The organism is Cyclobacterium sediminis, assembly GCF_054781075.1.
Map to the genome: position 1 here is coordinate 404,077 of NZ_BAAGVC010000007.1, position 18,076 is coordinate 422,152.

An 18,076-nucleotide genomic window follows, 5' to 3' on the forward strand; every position below is an offset into this window, starting at 1 on the left:
TTACTTCTTTATTTCTTTTAAGTAATCATTTGTAAACTTCCCATCGTTTTTGGGTTGATCAAACTTCTCCTTATTGAATGAACGAGAGGCTCCCTTTGGAATGCTGAGGCTTTTCCAGCTGCCCTGATGAAGCATCTTGGCAAGGTAGATCAATTGCCCGATATGCGTGGCATAATGGGTAAGTTGCCTGCTGATGGCTTCTATCAAATGATGGGATTGATTTCTGATATATACTTTTTTTTCAAAGTCATCTTCACCACAGTTTTCCAAGGCTTGAAAAAGGCTGTCCCAGCCGAGGTCCCAGGCTTCCATTATCTCTTCTCGAGAATGCAGGTCATTTTCAAATTCAGCATCTCGGTTGCGCCAAGGTTTCTCCCCGTCTGAATTCATAAAATCAGACCATCTGGATAACATGTTTCCTGACAAATGTTTTACAATGGTGGCAGCACTGTTGCTGTCTTCATTGAATTGCCAAAAGAGTTTTTCATCCGGGATTTGTTGAAGCGCCTTCTCCCCTAAGTTTTTGTAATAGGTAAAAAGGTGGAGACTACTCTCTAGAAATACTTGTGCATTATTTTTCATAGCATTGGATATAAATCAATAAGACAAAAACCTACGGCTGCCTGCAAATATCCTAGGCTTACATAGCGTGGTCGGAGGCAAATGGCTATGGAATTACCTTTCCCCTGAACCCTTTCAAACGTTTGCTATGCAATCATTGACTGAAAGATTTACCGAATAAGCCCTCTTTATTATTTACGTAATTAGTGTGCATAAGTTAATCTCCCGGAAATGCCTTATAAGGATGCGTCGCTAGCAAGATCCTGTGGACAGTTTATTATTTTCAAAATAAAGGGTTAATTTATTCATGTGAGTAGTTTAAGCAATATTCCAGCCATTGCTTTATCTCGTTTTTGGCCATAAAGAACTTATAATAGGTTGATTGCATCTTTGAGGTTAAATGCAATTAGGGCCAACTATTGGGTAGGTATGGTTAAATAAAAAAGGCAGCCGTTGAAGCTGCCTTTTAAAATAATATTAAATATTCGTTTAAAGACCAAACTCTTTCTTAATCTGATCTATATAATCCAGTTTTTCCCAAGTAAATAGTTCCACATCTAAAGTTATAGAAGCTTTGTCGGGCGCGATAAAGGTTTTTGTTACCACTTCATTTTCTCTACCCATATGCCCGTAAGCTGCCGTTTCTTCATAAATAGGGTTTCTCAATTTTAGCCGATTTTCGATGGCATAAGGCCTCATGTCGAAAAGTTTCTCTATTTTTTTGGCAATTTCCCCATCAGTCAAACCTACATTGGCTGTTCCATAGGTATTGACATACAGTCCCATGGGTTTGGCTACGCCGATGGCATATGAAACTTGCACCAATACTTCATCTGAAATGCCTGCGGCTACCAAATTTTTGGCAATATGTCGAGTAGCATAAGCTGCAGATCGGTCAACTTTTGAAGGATCTTTTCCGGAGAAAGCACCGCCACCATGGGCTCCTTTACCTCCGTAAGTATCAACGATGATTTTTCTTCCGGTTAACCCGGTATCTCCATGAGGACCTCCAATAACAAATTTACCTGTAGGGTTGATATGATAAAGGATGTCATCATTAAAGAGGTTTTGTATGGTTTCCGGTAGTTGGGCTTTTACCCTTGGGATCAAGATTTCAACAATGTCTTTTTTAATTTTTTCCAACATTGCCTGCTCCTCGCCGAATTCGTCATGTTGCGTGGATACTACAATGGCAACAATTTTTTCCGGGGTATTGTCATCACTGTATTGAATAGTCACTTGAGCTTTAGAATCGGGACGTAGGTAGGTGATTTGGTCATTTTCTCTTCTCAATTCAGCCAGTTCTTTCAGTAACCTATGAGATAAATCAAGCCCTAATGGGATAAAATTGCTGGTTTCTTTGGTTGCATAGCCAAACATCATTCCTTGGTCTCCTGCGCCTTGCTCCTCAGGTTCACTCCTGTCCACACCTTGGTTTATGTCAGGGGATTGCTCATGAATGGCGGAAAGAACACCACAGGAACTGCCATCAAACATGTACTCACTTTTAGTGTATCCCACCCTGTTGATGACATCCCTGGCGATTTTTTGCACATCCAAATAAGTAGATGAATTGACCTCTCCTGCCAGAATAACCTGACCTGTGGTAACAAGTGTTTCACAGGCTACTTTAGCATTAGGATCGAAAGCCAGAAAATTATCAATAATTGCATCTGATATTTGATCAGATATTTTATCTGGATGACCTTCGGAGACAGATTCCGAAGTGAATAGATAGGACATACAATGCGTTTTTTGATTAAAGTTTAAATTTACATTTAAAGGTTATAAATTAAAAACTATATTTTCAAAAGCCGACAATTATTAAGTATAGTATCTATTGAAAACCCTGGGGGCAAAAAAGGAAAGTCCTAATGATAAGTACATTATGCCCGCCAAGAATTGAACCCAAATAAAAACATGACCCATACTATAATCACCTATGGAGGGATAATAATAGGTTAAAATAAAGAATATGTACCTCTCTCCATAGGAAAACAAAATCAAGGAGGCCATCCAAAAATAGGGCAAAGACAGCAAATTGATGTCTCTAAACTTGCTTTGCTTCAATATGTCTTTAAAGAAGATAACACTATAGGACAGCACCAATCCGTGACCGAGTAAATAACTATAAGACTGTATGGCCCCACCTAGGGGTTGGAGAAAGGTGCTGATAAGTCCACCGGTTATCAAGAAACCAAAAATAGTAGGAAAGACTGTTTTCTGAAGTTGACAACTAAAGGGAAGCTGGCTAAACAATAGCAACATGGCTGTAGGCCTTACATATACATAGAGTAAATTGTATAGCAAGAGATTTTCGCTCCCACCTTTAGATGAATTGGACCATATGATTACAGAGAGTAACTCCGTAAACAGAATTAATAATACCAGAAAGTTAATCTTTCTATATTCTTTAGGATGAAAGCCCAAAAACAAATAAAGTGTGGCAAATAAAATCCCAAGAATTAACGCGATGGAATAGAATGACATTTGCATATGACAACATGATAGGTCTGCAAGGTATCAATAACTAAAACTTCAATCAATACCCTGTTCAGGGTATTTAATCTGCATTTATAAAGAAAAAGAGCCATTCTTAAAGTAGAATGGCTCTTTTGTATAAAAAAATGTGTCGTTTTCGGCTTATTTTACCGGAACTTCACTTTCACTTTCGATTTCTTTTTTCATTAAATCCACAACTACCGGAGTTGCGATATAGATGGAAGAGTAGGTACCTACCAATACACCTATCAACAAAGCGAAAGAGAATCCTCTAAGCACTTCTCCACCAAATATTAGTAAGACCAGTACTACAATTAAGGTAGTTGCAGAGGTAATTAGGGTTCTGGCCATTGTTTGGTTGATTGCATCATTGAACATCTGGACAATTTTGCTTGTGCCTCGGCTGGCAATATTCTCTCTGATCCTATCAAATACAATTACCGTATCGTTGATTGAATAACCAATAACTGTCAATACAGCGGCAATGAATACCTGGTCGATTTCGAAGGTGGCACCAAATGCACTGGCGATCGCAAAAGCGGCAATGACGAAAAAAGTATCATGAACCAATGCAATAATCGAAGCAAGCGAGAATTGCCATTTTCTAAACCTCAATAGGATATAAAGGAAGATGGCTATAAGGGAGAAGAACATCGCCTCTAATGAGGAATTTTTGATGTCATCTGCTACCGTAGCTCCTACTTTATTGGATCCTGTGATTGAGAAATCATTTCCGGATAGCTTGGTGGCATCTTCCAGAAAACTAAAGCCGGTTACTGTGGCTATACCATTCCTAACCTTGTCTTCCACTTCTCTGTTGGCTTCATCATTGTCTTCGTTTACCAAATAAGATGTGGTTACTTTTAAGACATTGTTGGCCCCATAAGTTTTGACTTCTACCGCACCATCAAATTCACTGTCCAGTCCAACTTTTAATTCAGATGCAGGAACTGATTCGCTAAATTCAACTATATAGTACCTACCACCTGTAAAGTCAACGCCAAATTTGATGCCTGAGGTTAAGGCAAGAATCATCCCAACGACAATAATACCTGTTGAGATCAAATATGCTACCTTACGTTTTCCTAAGAAGTCAATTTTTAGGTCGCTAAACAAGTTTTTAGCAAATGGTGTAGCGAAAGAAATATTGCTCTTCTCACCTTTTTTACTCATCCAATACACAATCACTCTTGTGATAAATACTGCTGAGAAGAAAGATGAAGCAATACCTATCATCAATACAATCGCAAACCCTTTTACGGGACCTTGTCCCAAAGCATAGAGTATGGCTCCTGTTAGGAAGGTGGTTACGTTTGAATCCAGAATGGCACTGAAGGCTTTGTTATAGCCACTGCTTATTGCCTGCAATATGCCGGCCCCATTTTTTAGCTCTTCTTTAATTCTTTCGAAAATAAGCACGTTGGCATCAATGGACATACCAATGGTAAGCACAATACCAGCAATACCAGGAAGGGTTAAGGCTGCGCCTAACTGAGCAAGGATTCCAAGAATAAAGAAAATGTTGAACAACAATGCCGCGATGGCAACAAAACCACCTTTAGAGTAGTAAGCGATCATAAACAATACCACTAATACCAGGCCGGCAACCATTGAGTTGATGCCTTGATTTCTTGCTTCTACACCCAAAGTAGGACCCACAATGGCTTCTTCCACGATATTGGTAGGAGCAGGCAAGGTTCCGGATTTTAATATATTGGCCAAATCTTTGGCTTCTTCCATGGTGAAGTTCCCCGTTATCTCAGATTGTCCTGAAGGAATTTCTCCTTGTACTGTAGGCGCTGTATATACATAATTATCCAGCACAACGGCTATTCTTTTACCTATATTTTCAGCCGTTAATTTTCTCCATCTTCTCGCACCTTCAGCATTCATTTGCATGCTTACAGCAGGTCTTGAAGTTTGATCCAATGATTGTCTGGCATCTGTAATTACATCACCTTCCAACGGTGCTTGATCTGTTCCGCGTGGAGCTTTGATGGCATGTAGTTCCAACAAGTCCATTCCGTCTTGCACCTGAGGCTTGACAGACCACATAAACTTCACATCCCTAGGTAGCAAAGCTTTTACATCTTCCCTATTTAAAACCCTATTGATGGCTATGGTATCTCTTAATTCATAAACAAGCCCATAATTTGCTTTCAACAAAGCAAAAATTGGAGAAGCTTCAGTTCCTAAAGAATCAGCATCTGTAGCACCTTCAGCCAATTGCTTGGCAAGGTCACTTTCCAAATCTGTTGTATCGGAAGAAGTAGTCGTTTCCGCAGTTGGGTTGGATGCCTTTTGGTTTTCGGCTTCTTCCATGAGAAATGCATTCACTTGTTGCAAAGCATCCCCAAACTCATCAATTTCTGCTACTTGCCAAAATTGCAATTTGGCAACACCTTGAAGAAGGTTTCTAACCCTTTCAGCATTGTCTACACCTGGAAGTTCAATTTGAATTCTACCGGTATTTTGAATCCTTTGGATGTTTGGCTGTGAAGTACCAAACCGGTCAATCCTGGTTCTTAGGATGTTAAAAGATCGGTCGATGGCATTTTCTACCTCAGTATCTATGATATTTAAAATCTCTGCATCCGAGGTTTCTAAAGAAATCCTTCCTCTATTGGCTGCTGTTGCAAAAATGGTGTTCAAGGATTTGTCACCTGCTTTTTCTTGCCATGCTTGATAAAAGATGTTTACAAATTTATCATTTACCGTTTTGGAGCGCTCTTTGGCTTCGGCCACAGCTTCGTTGAAAACCTGATCCTTACTGCCTCCTGCTAGGCCTTTTACGATCTCTACCGGAGAAACCTCCAATGTCACGTGCATACCACCTTGAAGATCCAGTCCTAAGCCTAGTTCCGTATTCTTTACTTCCTGATAAGTAAATGGTATGCCTAGAAAATTGTAAACAGGCTCTCTCCATACAGAGTCAAGGTAGGTTTGCCTTTTGTCAAAATCGACGTTGCCTGAGGCATCAGTTGCATAAGTAGTGGCTTTCTCATGAACATTGTTTGATACCAATGTAAATGATAGATAATACAGACATAGGGCTGTAATGACCACCGTAAAAAAAACGATTATCCCTTTGTTTTTCATGATTGTTGATTAACTATTAAATGTTGTATTTGATTTCTATTGAAGCATTTTTCATTTGAATTCCTGATCCAATAATGGTGGCAAATGAAAATAGTGAGCAGGGGCTTACTCAGGGGGCATTGACAGATATAATCTGTTCAAAAAGTATTTTGAATAATTGATTGTATTCAAGTTCAGTACCCAAAAGGAAATTGGTCTGAGGAAGCGCTGCTACAATGATTTCATAAATAAAATTGTAAATGAAATCAAATGCGTACAGAACGAATGGAACAACTGCATCTATATTCGAATGAATAAATGTTTGGTTGTCTTCCGCCGGACCCTCATCATTGGTAGAGTTTAGGTCCAATTTTACTTCAAGTGCCCTGTCCTGGCTGTCAAGGCTTACAACAATCTCTGAACTGGAAACAAACACGCAGAAAAGCATTACGATCAGTAATGTCAGCCTTTGGCGCATCAATCCTTTATTTTTCCTGTTCAGTTTCATGGGTTGCAAATATAAAAAAGTTTTTTCAATTCCTGTATGGCTATCCTTATTAATTTTTGAGATGGAAGATACTGGAATACAGTCATTTATGTTTTAATTGGGAGAGGTTTGAGAAATTAAGTTTTGCTTTGACACTTAAAATCGGGGATTAAAAGAAGAGAATCAGGATCGATTGTCGCCTATTTTAAAACGCAAAAAGGTTTTTATTACTTCCAGGGCCTTTTTAAAATCACTGTTATTGGGGACAATAATGTCTGCATCATGCTTAAAGGGGGCAATGTACTTTTCATAAGTTGGCATCACATGTTGCTCATAGCGATACAATACATCGTCCAGGTCGTAACCTCGTTCTACTTTATCCCTCACAATTCTCCTCTTCAGCTTGATATGGTCTTTGGCATCTATATAGACCTTTAGGTCCAATAAATTCGCCAACTCAGGATAATATAACACAAAAATTCCTTCAACCACCACCACTGGGGCAGGAGAAAAGGTAAGCATTTTGGGTTTTTTATTGGGATTGTTGAAGGTGTATTCCTGTCGGTTTATGGTTTGACCCTCCTGAATTTTACGAATATCATCTGCGTACTGCTCAAAATCAATGGAATTGGGCGTGTCAAAATTATGAATGCCCCGATCATCCATAGGTTGCTGGTGCCTGGGCTTATAATAGTTGTCTTGTGAGATCAAGCAAACTTGGCCCGGCTCAAAAGAATGCAAGAGCTTGTCTAAAAAGTGGGTTTTACCTGAAGCACTTCCTCCGGTGATTCCTATGATAAATGGCTTGGTCATAAAATGTTAATTAGGGTTTCATTCAATTTTATGCAGCTCCTAAGCTTTCTCTTTTAAAAAAGAGGCCAGTAGCATTACTGCTTTCCCTCTGTGACTGATGGTGTTTTTTTCTTCCATGCTTAACTCAGCAAAGGTTTTCTTATAACCCAAAGGCCTAAAGATAGGGTCGTAGCCAAAGCCTCCTTCTCCAGATCGTTTGTCCAGTAATTCTCCTTCAGCCTTCCCTTCAAATGCCCATTCATTTTCCCCGATTATCAAAGCAATAATGGTCCTGAAAGCTGCATTTCGCTCTTGCTTTCCGCGCATGTTTTCTAACAATAGATCAACATTCCGTTCATCACTTCTAGGTTCTCCGGCATACCTGCCTGAATAAACCCCAGGGGCACCGTTCAAAGCCTCTACTTCCAGACCGGTATCATCTGCAAAGCAGTCTACACCATAATGGGTTTTAACATACCGGGCTTTTTGAAAAGCATTGTCTTCTAGCTTGTCACCGGTTTCAGGTAATTCCTCCTTACAGCCGATTTCCTCAAGGGAAACTATCTCAAACTCATCGCCCAAAGCAGCCCTAACTTCTTTTAATTTTTTTGAATTATTTGTCGCAAAGCAGATTTTCATGTTGTAAAATTACTTTAGCTTTTTCAGAAATCTTCCCTTAAACCTACTTTTTTGATTGAAAAGAAATTATTCGGTTCTATTTTTTGCGCTACAGGCCAATTATTAAGTTATGAAGAGGTTAAATTAATTTAAAGAGACGATCAATTTCTTATAGGCTTTGTGACTTGATGGGCTTTCGGATATCAATTTTTAGAGAATAGGAGTTTATATTTGAAGACAGTAATGAATCAGGTCAAAACTGAAAGATGAATCAAGCGGAATAAGAAATATAAAAGGGAGATAGGAAATGATATTGCTATGCGTGCCCTCAAAATACTAAAATTACTTACTATTATATGTTTCCATTAAAAAACATCACGGTCTATTGCGGATCAAACACAGGAATTCTTCAAGAATATTCAGATCAGGCAAAGGCCCTGGCCAAGGAAATGGTCAGAAGGGAATTAGGACTGGTCTATGGTGCAGGGAAAGTTGGACTTATGGGAATTATTGCAGATGAGATGCTTTCTTCCAAAAGTCCGGTGTATGGAATAATCCCTCAAAAACTCGTAGACATAGAAGTTGCCCATCAGGGATGTACGGATTTGGTTGTTGTGGAAACCATGAGGGACAGAAAATGGTTAATGGCTGAAAAGGGAGATGGATTTATAGCCATGCCCGGGGGCATAGGTACACTAGAGGAGTTGTTTGAAGTCATGACGCTCAACCAGCTGATGTACCTTCAAAAACCACTTGCCTTGTACAATGTATCGGGTTATTATGACAAATTACTTGATTTTTTGACCCATGTTGGTGAACAAGGTTTTTTAAAACCGGATCAGTTGAGTAATTTAATTGTTGCAGATGATCCGGTGGATTTACTGGACAAAATGGAAGCTTATAAGCCTACTGAAATTCCTGATTGGCTTCAGAAGAAAAAACAGTAGGAAATGCTTAGGCTTTGTGTCTCAAAGTTGATAAGGTTTCTAATTCTAATAAAATTTGAAAGCTTGAGTTGAGACAAAGGGCTCTGCTCGAGCTTCTCAAAAAAAGGCTGTTTTAATTTTCTATTCATAGTTCACCGAATATTTTACCTGGATAAAATCATTAGGAAAAGTAGTTGAACTGGCTTTTTCAAGTTTTATGTCCTTGAATGTTTTCCCAAATAATGGAATCCCTTCTCCCAATAATACAGGAATTTTAGTTATGATTATTTCATTGATCAACTGAAGGTTTATAAACGACTGAATGGTTTTTCCTCCGTCTATATAGGCATGCTTGAAACCTTCCTTTTCCAATGTATCTACCAAGCTACTTATATCTCCGGCATACATTTCTACTTTTCCTTTGAGGTTTTCAGGTGGTTCGGTCATTGTGCTACTTAATACTAGTATACGTGTGTCACCATAAGGCCATTGCTCAGGGGTCAGGTTCATATTGGAAATCACCTCCATGCATTTTCGTCCCATGATCATACAATCCACAGCATCCATATAAGCTTTAAACCCCATGTCTTCTGTCCCCATGTCAGCTTCCAAATTACCTGCTGTATGTAGCCAGTCGACATTTCCGTCCGGTTTAGCAATAAAACCATCAACACTTGTAGCGATATATACAGAACATTTCATATTACTCCCTTCTATTGAATCACCAGAAACAGACTATGCCGGCCCATTTGCATACGCTTATGCTTTAAATCTACGGTTTTGACCCGACTTGGTGTTAATGTGTGTTTTTAAGTTTTTTTATCCTAACGCTTTTCTCTTTGAGATGCTTAGTATTTGTATTTGGAATGATGTGATTTCATGTCTTTGATGATCTTTTTCAAGTGCTTGCCTTTCTTTCTTTTTTCAGCGACTGTAGCTTCAAAATGCTCTTTTTCCCTTTCCATTCTTAAATAGTTGTCATATAGTGACGCATCTATTTCCCCACGCTCAACGGCAGAAATGACTGCACAAGCTTTTTCTGAAGTGTGCGTGCAGTTCTTAAATTTACACCCTTCGGCAATTGTATTGATGGTGTCAAAGGTGGTTTCAATGCCTCCGGATGTATCGGTAATACCTACTTCTCTAATGCCGGGATTATCAATAATCACTCCTCCATTTTCCAGAATTAGTAGTTCACGGTGACTTGTTGTATGCCTCCCTTTGTTGGTACTTGTACTAATCGTGCTGGTCTTCATTGCCTGCTTATGCGTTAGTAAATTTGAAAGGGTTGATTTTCCAACTCCTGAGGAGCCTAACAAACAGTAAGATTTTCCTTTTTTGATACTTCCTTTAATTTTTTCAAGCCCTTCTCCTGTTTCACTACTTAATTTGAAAATTGTAACATTTTTGATTCTAGCCTGAATTTCTTCAACCAAGTCCCTTAGGTAAGCTTCATTAATAAGGTCAATTTTATTAAGGATGATGATTGGAATTACATTTGATGAATGACAAATGGTAAGGTATCTTTCAATTCTATTGATGTTAAAATCCCTGTCTACGGCCTGAACAATAAAAGCAAAATCAATATTGGTAGCAATAATTTGTTTCTCACCCTTTCTACCGACAGCTTGCCTTTCAATAACCGTTTTTCTTGGTAAAACAGCATGAATTAGTGCCTTGCCTTCATTAAATTCAGAAAAAGCCACCCAATCCCCAACTGCAGGAAAATCAGTTCTATCATTTGCTGTATACCTTAAATTCCCAATGATTTCGCTATCGTATTCTTTATCTGCGGTTTTTACGATATACCGTTCTTTATGCTCAGAAGTTACACGTCCAACCTGAAAGGCATCTAAATTTTTATCTTTTCGATAATTCTCCAGTTCACTATTGTATCCTATATCCTCAAGTTCCATTCTTGTTTCTTTGTTAAGGCAATGCTTCACTTATGGCTTTTGGCGGTAAAAAAGCAATTTCTTGCTCCTCTGGAACTAAGCGGTGCTGGGAACACCGAAAGCAAAGGGGGGAAGGAGGCAAGAACTTCGCTTGCAAACTTTAACCTGCTATCGGCCATAAGTGCTGTGCTTGGCACTTGGTATCGAAGATACCAAATTATTCCAAAGGGAGAAAGAAACGCAGAAGAGAGACTTGGCACTTGATTTCAATTATCTGTTTTCTTGGTTCTGGTGACCTATTACCTGTCCATTGAATCCCATTACTCCTTGATTTTTTCTTTCATTTGAATGGCATAGCTATTCGTGTAATTACGCCCGGTAGCTGTAATCATGGTTTTGGCTATTTCCATTAATGCGTCTGCTTTCAAATTAATTATTTCCTTGTTGTTTTGATTTAATTCAAGTAAATAATCAGACAATTGAGCTGCCCATTGAAAATCTCCCTCTTCAAATGCATTAAATGCCATTTCTTTCAGTTTATTTTCTCCACCTGCCAATTTTGCCATTTTTTCGGCTTCTGTTTTTGGAGCGAGTTTATTCAAGTTTACGGGGTTTCCATCAAACCAACCAAGGTATCCGTAAAAAATGGAACGCACAGCCCAGTCCACACGACCATAATACTCTATTAAATAAGGCAAGGAGGCGAGATTTTCCGGTAATTTAACATAGGCAACCAATTGGTCTGGGGTTAGGCCTTTATTTATGCCTTCAATGGTTTTATCAAATACAAATTTTACCGCATCCCTATAGTTGGTTAAAGTTGTGTTTACGTTCTCCTTGCCAATTACCGGGCGAGTATGTCCAGGCAATAAGTATTCAGGTTTGTCCTCCTGCATTTTGTCCAGGCTTTCATACCAGCTTTTGACGTCCCGGTATTGTGATCCACGTATGGTGTATAAGTTTGGAAAGGATTTATAATAAGTATCACCGCAGAAAAGTATTTTCTCTTCAGGCATCCAAATGTACATATTGTCGTAGGTTTCCCCTGAAGCGGCCACCAATTCAAATTTTACCCCATCGATTTCAATTTGTTTTCGTTCTTCTGTAAACAAATGAGTTGGACTAAATTTAGCAGTTTCTTTTCCTCGGGTAAACATGGTCCGTTGTTTGTCCGGCTTGGGCGCAACACCATTATTTATATGGATGGAATCAGGAAGAATAATGCCGGCTTGCCTTCCTCCGCGTACATTCCCATAAGTTAAACCGGCTTTTTCTCCGGCATTGGCTTCTATGTTAAAGCCCGTATCATTGCCCAATGCACCACTTCTTCCCCACACTTGAGGATTGCTGCCTTCATCTAAAAAAGCTTGAATACCACCAAAATGGTCACCATGCCCATGAGTAATTAAAATGCCTTTTATGGGTTTGTTTGTTATTTCACGAAACTTTAATCGTAAGGCTTCCATACGGATGGGAGACATCCCCGCATCAATGATTATAATGCCTGTTTCACCTTCAATCATCGCCACGTTGCTTACGTCGTAACCAACAGCAAAGTGTACTTTTTCCCCAAACTTAAAAATTTCAGGTACAAACTCCTTGTTATGTTCTTGTAGGAGACGAGTAGCTTCTGTTTCCTGTGCGTTAGATGTTATTGTAAAAACAATAAACGCCATTATTAATGTGATAAATTTCGTTTTCATAATAAAAGTTTTTAATATTTCTTTTTATAGGATCTCTACTTGATTTTTCAGGCATTTTTATTTTAAGGCTGCCGTAAAAGTATCCCTTGATTGCCAGTCCTTTTTGTTCAATAGTTTACTTTTGCTTTAATAAGATTTAAAACTTCTCTTATTGTTTACTTTGTTTCGTGTTGCTATTGATGAACAATATTTACGAAACAAAGTAATGGAGTAAATCAATTATGAAAAAGGTAAGTTTATGGCAAAGAATGGTGAAAATGGGATCGGAATGTAGAACCTGTAATTGCTGAGGGAGAAAAGCCGATAAAATTCAAAAAAAATAATTGATCAGCCTTACAATTATCTTTGGGTTGTTAAACCAAAATTTATACATAACAACTGCTTAGGTAGTATTTGAAAGAATTGCTATTATAAGCTATCTATAATAAGAGAGAAAGCATTTGTACCCCTATCTGGTAAAAAATGGAAAGAGTAAAATTCGGGATTGTTTTTTTAGCCTTTTTTCTAGGTCCATGTGCTTTATTTGTCGCTTTATTAAATAACCCGGTTTGCTAGTTATTCTTTCGTATGATTTTTACAATTCGGTTAATTGTAATTTCCGATAGGTTCCACTCATAGCCATTAAAATCTGTAGTATTAATAAATTGAACCACTACCCCGTCTATATCCTTGTGGTACTCGGCAAGGCTTTGGTAGCCTACAACCAATCCTCCATGGTTGTATTCGTAAGGATAGATTTCTTGTTCGCCTTCATCAAATACAGCGCCGTTATTTAAGGCGCGAATAAAATGGCCCACGTCTTCTGCTGTAGCCAACATCCCATATTCATTGGCTTTGAAATCTTCCTCATACCCAACATAGTATCCGCTCATTACATCATCCAAATCAACCTCAGTAATTGAAAAAAACGTGTTTTTAAGACCCAAGGGTACCAATATTTTTTCTTTGATGTATTCGTTGTGATTATAACCTAAAACATCATCCATAATCCTTCTTAATAACAAATAATTTGTGTTTGAATACCCATATCCTTTGTCTGGTTTAAACTTTGCAGGTAAGTCGAGGGCAAACTCCAGGGCATCTTTACTGTTTTCCTCTTCGTTGTTCCAATAGGCAGGGTTATCTGTAAAATTTGGAATACCGGACCGATGTTGAATCATCATCTTCAAGGTAATTTCTTCTGAATTTTCAATCCTATCTTTTAATTCCGGAAGATATTCCGCAAGTGTTTTGTCAAATGACAAACGGTTTTCTTTGACCAATTTAGTGGCTGCTACAGCTGCATATAACTTGCTAATGCTGGCAATTTTGAACAAAGAATTGGGGTCGGCAGGAATTCTTTTTTGTCTATCCTTCCAGCCTCCTGTGTAAAATTCCGGTGGTTTCCCCGCTTGATCCACGTAGACAATCATTCCATCGAATCCGTGTCCAATGGCTTCATCTACTTGTTCTTGAATGGTGTCGGGTAGAGGTAATATCCAAGCCTTTACTAAAATCCATGGCACGTAAAACAATGAAATAACAGTTCCAACAAGCAATACCACCCTTGCAATCCATTTGGCTTTTGTATTTTTTATCATTTTTTGGTCAGTTTGTGGCTAGAGAGAATATGTTAAATTTTTGTCTACTTAATGATGGATTAGAATTAAGCTCTTTGTATAACTTTCTTTCAGTGACCCTTGCAAATCCTAAATCCAATAGAGCTGCTTTTCTATCTAGGACTTACCTACTATCCATCTATTTCTAATTTTGTGTTCAGGCAAAATGAATTGAACAGGCTTAGCTATGCCGCTTTTCTATCTACTAAATAAATTAATGGTTGTTGTTATTTTCTTAATTCCATATGTAAAATCGGGTAAGGTTTTCCTGTAGGGTCCAATGCTGAGCGCCTTATGGTTTCGAATCCGTAATGCTTATAAAATCCTACGGCTTGCTCATTTTGTTCATTGACATCCACTTTCGACACATTTAATTGATCAATTGAATACTTCAATAATATTTTCCCTAAGCTATTTCCTCTATAATCTGGATGGATAAACAGCATTTCCAAGTTTTGGTCGGCTACTCCGATAAATCCAATTATTTTCTTATCCTTATTTCTAATACCTCTTAATTCAACTGCATCTAAATAAGTATGAAAAATCAGGGGTTTAAAGTATTCAATGTCCTCTTCTTTCAAAAAATGATGGGTAGCACGAACGGAGGCCTCCCAAAGGCCCACCACATTTCCATATTCGTGTTTGTCAATATTATCTATCCTGTTCGTCATTCTAATTATTGCCGAGGTTTTGGTTGATAGCCAAGGCCTCCCGCATGGGTTTATTGTTCAAAGGTCTTTTTTGATCGTTTTGACTTCAGCCAATTCCTCCCATGGGCTGATATCCTAACATTTATTTAATTCGATAAATTTATCGGCCTAATCCATAAGGAAATTAAAGTGGCGGTATCAGTTATTCACACAGAAATGTTTTTCGACCATATTGCCAGAAAAATAAGCATATAGATTAGGGAGCAAATTGTTTTAATAATAAATATAGTTGATTTTTTTAATGGCCCAATATGAAGCGAACTTATTGTGGATTAAAACCAACTGTTATCGCTTTGTGTTGAATTTTTTAGGGTAACATCCAATCTGCTCGTTCTATAAACTCGGCTTGGAAATCCTTACTCCATCTGGAAATTGAAGCTTTACCAACTCCATCAATAAAATGATTCGTTGAATCCACACGGATATATTGTCCTCCCCAACTGGGTTGGGTAGGGTCTTCGGGATTGTTTATTCCTCGATTAGCGCTGATCAAATAAAGAAAAGAGGGTGAATCACCTTCAATAACTCCTGGTCCGGCAATTGCTTTAGGTGGATAAATTGAACCTAAAACTCCATGGTTATTGATAATATTTTTTTCAACCCAGGAACGGTCATCCACGCCAAACATGCCGTAATATGTTTTTCTTGATTCAATGATAAATAAGTCCGGGTAATTTTCCATGAGCCATTCATGGGTGGCATCTTGACAAGCAATTAAAAAGATACGAAGCTTGCTAATAAAAGCTTTTAGTTCCTTTTCACTTCTTGTATTTTAAACCTTCCAGATTGCTTGCGCCACTTCCCTTGGCCCTCCCCAAACCCCAATATAAATAGGTCTGGCATCTTGCTTGTCGGCTGCTGCTATAATGGCATTCGAAGCTTCACTGTCCTTCCCTTCACCAATAATATCTTGCCAAGGTTGTTTACCACAGCCCCATTTTATATTTATATGGTGATTGTTTCCTAAGCCTTCGAATGTAATCGAACGTAAATAGTCTGCGGTTGGAAAATCAACGTCGTGTTTTCTTAGATGCTCATCTACTTCGTCGTATTTGTCAATAACTTTAAGAATATTTTTCTTTTCTGCCACCATTCCAAATGTCCCTGCCGAGGCAATCAAACCTTCAATATCAAATTCATTTGAATATAATAAAAAGCGCACCATAGATTGAACATCGTCAGGGTCACTATTTGTAACTGGAAAGGGAGGAAAATCGGATGATATCATTACCCTAAATTGGGGGAACGCACAAGGGCTATTGAGCATTGTTACGCTTACAATAAAAACTATTATTAATCTTTTCATTTGAAATTAGTTTTTTGGAGCGATTATTATCCGCCGATAACTTGTAAGTGATGGTACACCCTTGTCGGTAACTTCGCAAATAATATGAATTGTTTTACCCGCCGCATCAGATGGGATGTCTATGGTAATGGTATCTGAATTTTTACTTTCAATTGCGACCTTGCCTTTATAGGTACTTGCTTCCGGCATTACCCACCATTTAAAAGTCAGTGGATCATTTTCCGGATCGAATGTTTTTGAGGCATCAAGGACAATTGCTTCGCCTTGTTTCTTTTCGATGTGAACCAAGTCAATCCCTTCATTTCCATTTAAAACGATTATTGGATTTCGATTCCCTATACCTTTAGAGGCCCAATCCATTCGAGCGGCAAAATTATTAAAGGTGGCGGCATAAAAATAAGCAGCATAGTTACTACAAATTTGCTTCACTTTTCCTGTATGGTTATTATAGGCAAAAGTAGAATCATCAGGTGAAATTCCCCATTCAAAATAACCGCCCCAACTGGCTTGATTAGGAACAAGAGGGTCGTTTAAGCCATTAGGCATTAGGTATAGGAATGATGGAGTATCGCCTTCAACTCCGTATTTATACTTTGGATAGATTTTTCCGAGATTTCCATGGTTTTGTATATGCTGAGCATATTCATCCCAATTCCTTTTTCCGTTGCCGTTTTGGTATTTCCATGCACACTCATCCCAAAGGAATTTCAAGTCTTTTTCAAATTCCTTTCTCATCCATTGATGCGAACTTATGTGGAAAGGAGTACCTCCCTTATAGGACCTGTCTTGGTCAGTGATAGCATAAGTTGGTATTTTGTGCAAGAAGGCCTTTAATTCATCTTCGTTGCTGTTTTGCTGAACCTGCCAAATGGATTGTGCCAAGGTATTTCCGCCTCCCCAAAGCAAAACCCAAAGAGGGCGTTCATCATTTTCATTTGCTAGTTTAATAATTAGATTACTGCCGTCAGATATATTGTTTATGCCAATTTTATCAATTCCCCTCTGCTTGCTACCAAAAACAGTATGTTGCCGTAAATAATCAGGACTTGGCCAATACCCAATTAGTTGCCGGGTTTCATCTTTTTGGAAGGTAAGCTGATTAGAGCGTTTCTTGAGGTTTGGTAAATCTTTTTCATACGCATCAATGGCATCATGAATTAAATCAATAAAATCATCGCGCAGCACCTCATGGCTCCAGCCTGTAGTATAAATTATCCCTTCAATTTCAAATAAATCTGCATGTACAAGAAGCCTAATCAATGATTCGCTATCGTCGGTTTCCCAAGTGGAAACATCGGTAAGCACAACAATGCGAGGCTTTAAAATTTCTTTATTTTGAGATTGTTGAGCAAATACCGGCATTGCCACAAAAATTATTACGGTTAATATCAAATTTCTTAAAATCATAAATCTTTATTTAGTATATAATTACTCTGTGGCCACGGGTATCGATCTTTTGATTGCAGAAGCCTAAAATTTTTATTGGCTTCTGAGAGGTAATAAAGAAGTTGAAGTGACCATTGCCCTTTTATTGGCTACTTTCTCAACCCTCCATTTATTTACTGTTAGTTTCCGGCATAAGTATTCTATTATTGAATATATCAAATTATAACAATAAGTGAAAGTCACTTATGGGAGAGTGTTCCGGATCGATTTCAGGAAAAGCTTTGTCGGAGTTTTTTTTTGTCGCAATGCTTGCCAGAGGCTTCAGAAAACCGGATTTTAATAATGTTCTTATTATTTAACGGATAAGTTCTCCTTATTCAAAACTTCTCCTTTTAGCTCTATATTTTCAATAGTGTTGTAGGTCTCGATTACTTTTAGAGGCTTTTTTGTCCAAATAAACTTGCGATCGCTGGAAATATCGGAGCATCTTGACCCCTTTGAAATTAATTGGTTT

General features: G+C 38.2%; 15 protein-coding genes and 1 pseudogene. 2 read left to right on the forward strand and 14 right to left on the reverse strand.

Going from position 1 to position 18,076, the window contains the following annotated elements; genetic code table 11:
* The 7 genes from ACYVHJ_RS10415 to ACYVHJ_RS10445 all read right to left on the reverse strand — a co-directional run bounded on the left by ACYVHJ_RS10415 (position 1) and on the right by ACYVHJ_RS10445 (position 8,059).
* The gene (locus tag ACYVHJ_RS10415; protein WP_460514496.1) at positions 1-582 is read right to left on the reverse strand and encodes a DinB family protein; all 582 of its coding nucleotides are present in this window, start codon (positions 580-582) and stop codon (positions 1-3) included.
* Between the two features lie 468 nt (positions 583-1,050).
* Positions 1,051-2,304: a methionine adenosyltransferase gene (gene metK / locus ACYVHJ_RS10420; RefSeq protein ID WP_339902034.1), complete on the reverse strand. Its 1,254-nt coding sequence runs from the start codon at positions 2,302-2,304 to the stop codon at positions 1,051-1,053.
* 81 nt (positions 2,305-2,385) lie between these two features.
* Positions 2,386-3,057, reverse strand: coding sequence for a hypothetical protein (locus ACYVHJ_RS10425; RefSeq protein WP_460514498.1), 672 nt, complete (start codon positions 3,055-3,057; stop codon positions 2,386-2,388).
* Positions 3,058-3,204: 147 nt separating this feature from the next.
* Positions 3,205-6,162: a protein translocase subunit SecD/SecF gene (gene secDF / locus ACYVHJ_RS10430; RefSeq protein ID WP_460514500.1), complete on the reverse strand. Its 2,958-nt coding sequence runs from the start codon at positions 6,160-6,162 to the stop codon at positions 3,205-3,207.
* 109 nt (positions 6,163-6,271) lie between these two features.
* Positions 6,272-6,649: a hypothetical protein gene (locus ACYVHJ_RS10435; protein ID WP_339903251.1), complete on the reverse strand. Its 378-nt coding sequence runs from the start codon at positions 6,647-6,649 to the stop codon at positions 6,272-6,274.
* Positions 6,650-6,811: 162 nt separating this feature from the next.
* Entirely contained in the window at positions 6,812-7,441 is a 630-nt protein-coding gene (udk, locus tag ACYVHJ_RS10440; RefSeq protein WP_339903250.1) for a uridine kinase, read from the reverse strand.
* Positions 7,442-7,480: 39 nt separating this feature from the next.
* Positions 7,481-8,059, reverse strand: coding sequence for a Maf family protein (locus ACYVHJ_RS10445; RefSeq protein ID WP_460514504.1), 579 nt, complete (start codon positions 8,057-8,059; stop codon positions 7,481-7,483).
* A gap of 335 nt (positions 8,060-8,394) precedes the next feature.
* Between ACYVHJ_RS10445 and ACYVHJ_RS10450 the strand changes: the two genes are divergently transcribed.
* On the forward strand, positions 8,395-8,985 hold the full coding sequence (locus tag ACYVHJ_RS10450) for an LOG family protein (protein WP_460514506.1): 591 nt from the start codon (positions 8,395-8,397) through the stop codon (positions 8,983-8,985).
* Between the two features lie 120 nt (positions 8,986-9,105).
* On the opposite strand, the gene ACYVHJ_RS10455 is transcribed toward ACYVHJ_RS10450, so the two are convergent.
* Together ACYVHJ_RS10455 and rsgA are read right to left on the reverse strand one after the other, a co-directional pair.
* Positions 9,106-9,666 carry a dihydrofolate reductase family protein gene (locus ACYVHJ_RS10455; protein WP_460514508.1) on the reverse strand — a complete coding sequence of 187 codons (561 nt, stop codon included), beginning with the start codon at positions 9,664-9,666 and terminating at the stop codon, positions 9,106-9,108.
* Positions 9,667-9,812: 146 nt separating this feature from the next.
* The gene (gene rsgA / locus ACYVHJ_RS10460) at positions 9,813-10,880 is read right to left on the reverse strand and encodes a ribosome small subunit-dependent GTPase A (RefSeq protein WP_460514510.1); all 1,068 of its coding nucleotides are present in this window, start codon (positions 10,878-10,880) and stop codon (positions 9,813-9,815) included.
* 21 nt (positions 10,881-10,901) lie between these two features.
* Here rsgA and ACYVHJ_RS10465 point away from each other — a divergent pair, with 21 nt between their 5' ends.
* Entirely contained in the window at positions 10,902-11,123 is a 222-nt protein-coding gene (locus tag ACYVHJ_RS10465; RefSeq protein ID WP_460514512.1) for a hypothetical protein, read from the forward strand.
* Between the two features lie 56 nt (positions 11,124-11,179).
* Here the strand turns inward: ACYVHJ_RS10465 and ACYVHJ_RS10470 are convergent, their stop codons facing one another.
* The 5 genes and pseudogenes from ACYVHJ_RS10470 to ACYVHJ_RS10490 all read right to left on the reverse strand — a co-directional run bounded on the left by ACYVHJ_RS10470 (position 11,180) and on the right by ACYVHJ_RS10490 (position 17,583).
* Complete coding sequence (locus ACYVHJ_RS10470; RefSeq protein WP_460514513.1) at positions 11,180-12,562, reverse strand: alkyl sulfatase dimerization domain-containing protein; 1,383 nt, start codon at positions 12,560-12,562, stop codon at positions 11,180-11,182.
* Positions 12,563-13,113: 551 nt separating this feature from the next.
* Positions 13,114-14,142: a serine hydrolase domain-containing protein gene (locus ACYVHJ_RS10475; protein WP_460514515.1), complete on the reverse strand. Its 1,029-nt coding sequence runs from the start codon at positions 14,140-14,142 to the stop codon at positions 13,114-13,116.
* A 245-nt stretch (positions 14,143-14,387) separates the two neighbouring features.
* Entirely contained in the window at positions 14,388-14,831 is a 444-nt protein-coding gene (locus tag ACYVHJ_RS10480; protein ID WP_460514517.1) for a GNAT family protein, read from the reverse strand.
* 346 nt (positions 14,832-15,177) lie between these two features.
* Positions 15,178-16,176 (reverse strand): annotated as a pseudogene (locus ACYVHJ_RS10485) (DUF1593 domain-containing protein).
* A gap of 6 nt (positions 16,177-16,182) precedes the next feature.
* Positions 16,183-17,583, reverse strand: coding sequence for a DUF1593 domain-containing protein (locus ACYVHJ_RS10490; RefSeq protein WP_460514519.1), 1,401 nt, complete (start codon positions 17,581-17,583; stop codon positions 16,183-16,185).
* Positions 17,584-18,076: the final 493 nt, after the last annotated feature.

Bases quoted from the DNA above. Each gene is read 5' to 3' on its own strand.
- ACYVHJ_RS10450 (WP_460514506.1), top strand. From the start codon at position 8,395: ATGTTTCCATTAAAAAACATCACGGTCTATTGCGGATCAAACACAGGA.
- ACYVHJ_RS10480 (WP_460514517.1), bottom strand. From the start codon at position 14,831: ATGACGAACAGGATAGATAATATTGACAAACACGAATATGGAAATGTG.
- ACYVHJ_RS10490 (WP_460514519.1), bottom strand. From the start codon at position 17,583: ATGATTTTAAGAAATTTGATATTAACCGTAATAATTTTTGTGGCAATG.
- ACYVHJ_RS10455 (WP_460514508.1), bottom strand. From the start codon at position 9,666: ATGAAATGTTCTGTATATATCGCTACAAGTGTTGATGGTTTTATTGCT.
- metK (WP_339902034.1), bottom strand. From the start codon at position 2,304: ATGTCCTATCTATTCACTTCGGAATCTGTCTCCGAAGGTCATCCAGAT.
- ACYVHJ_RS10445 (WP_460514504.1), bottom strand. From the start codon at position 8,059: ATGAAAATCTGCTTTGCGACAAATAATTCAAAAAAATTAAAAGAAGTT.
- ACYVHJ_RS10465 (WP_460514512.1), top strand. From the start codon at position 10,902: ATGCTTCACTTATGGCTTTTGGCGGTAAAAAAGCAATTTCTTGCTCCT.
- secDF (WP_460514500.1), bottom strand. From the start codon at position 6,162: ATGAAAAACAAAGGGATAATCGTTTTTTTTACGGTGGTCATTACAGCC.
- ACYVHJ_RS10470 (WP_460514513.1), bottom strand. From the start codon at position 12,562: ATGAAAACGAAATTTATCACATTAATAATGGCGTTTATTGTTTTTACA.
- ACYVHJ_RS10435 (WP_339903251.1), bottom strand. From the start codon at position 6,649: ATGAAACTGAACAGGAAAAATAAAGGATTGATGCGCCAAAGGCTGACA.
- ACYVHJ_RS10415 (WP_460514496.1), bottom strand. From the start codon at position 582: ATGAAAAATAATGCACAAGTATTTCTAGAGAGTAGTCTCCACCTTTTT.
- udk (WP_339903250.1), bottom strand. From the start codon at position 7,441: ATGACCAAGCCATTTATCATAGGAATCACCGGAGGAAGTGCTTCAGGT.
- rsgA (WP_460514510.1), bottom strand. From the start codon at position 10,880: ATGGAACTTGAGGATATAGGATACAATAGTGAACTGGAGAATTATCGA.
- ACYVHJ_RS10475 (WP_460514515.1), bottom strand. From the start codon at position 14,142: ATGATAAAAAATACAAAAGCCAAATGGATTGCAAGGGTGGTATTGCTT.
- ACYVHJ_RS10425 (WP_460514498.1), bottom strand. From the start codon at position 3,057: ATGCAAATGTCATTCTATTCCATCGCGTTAATTCTTGGGATTTTATTT.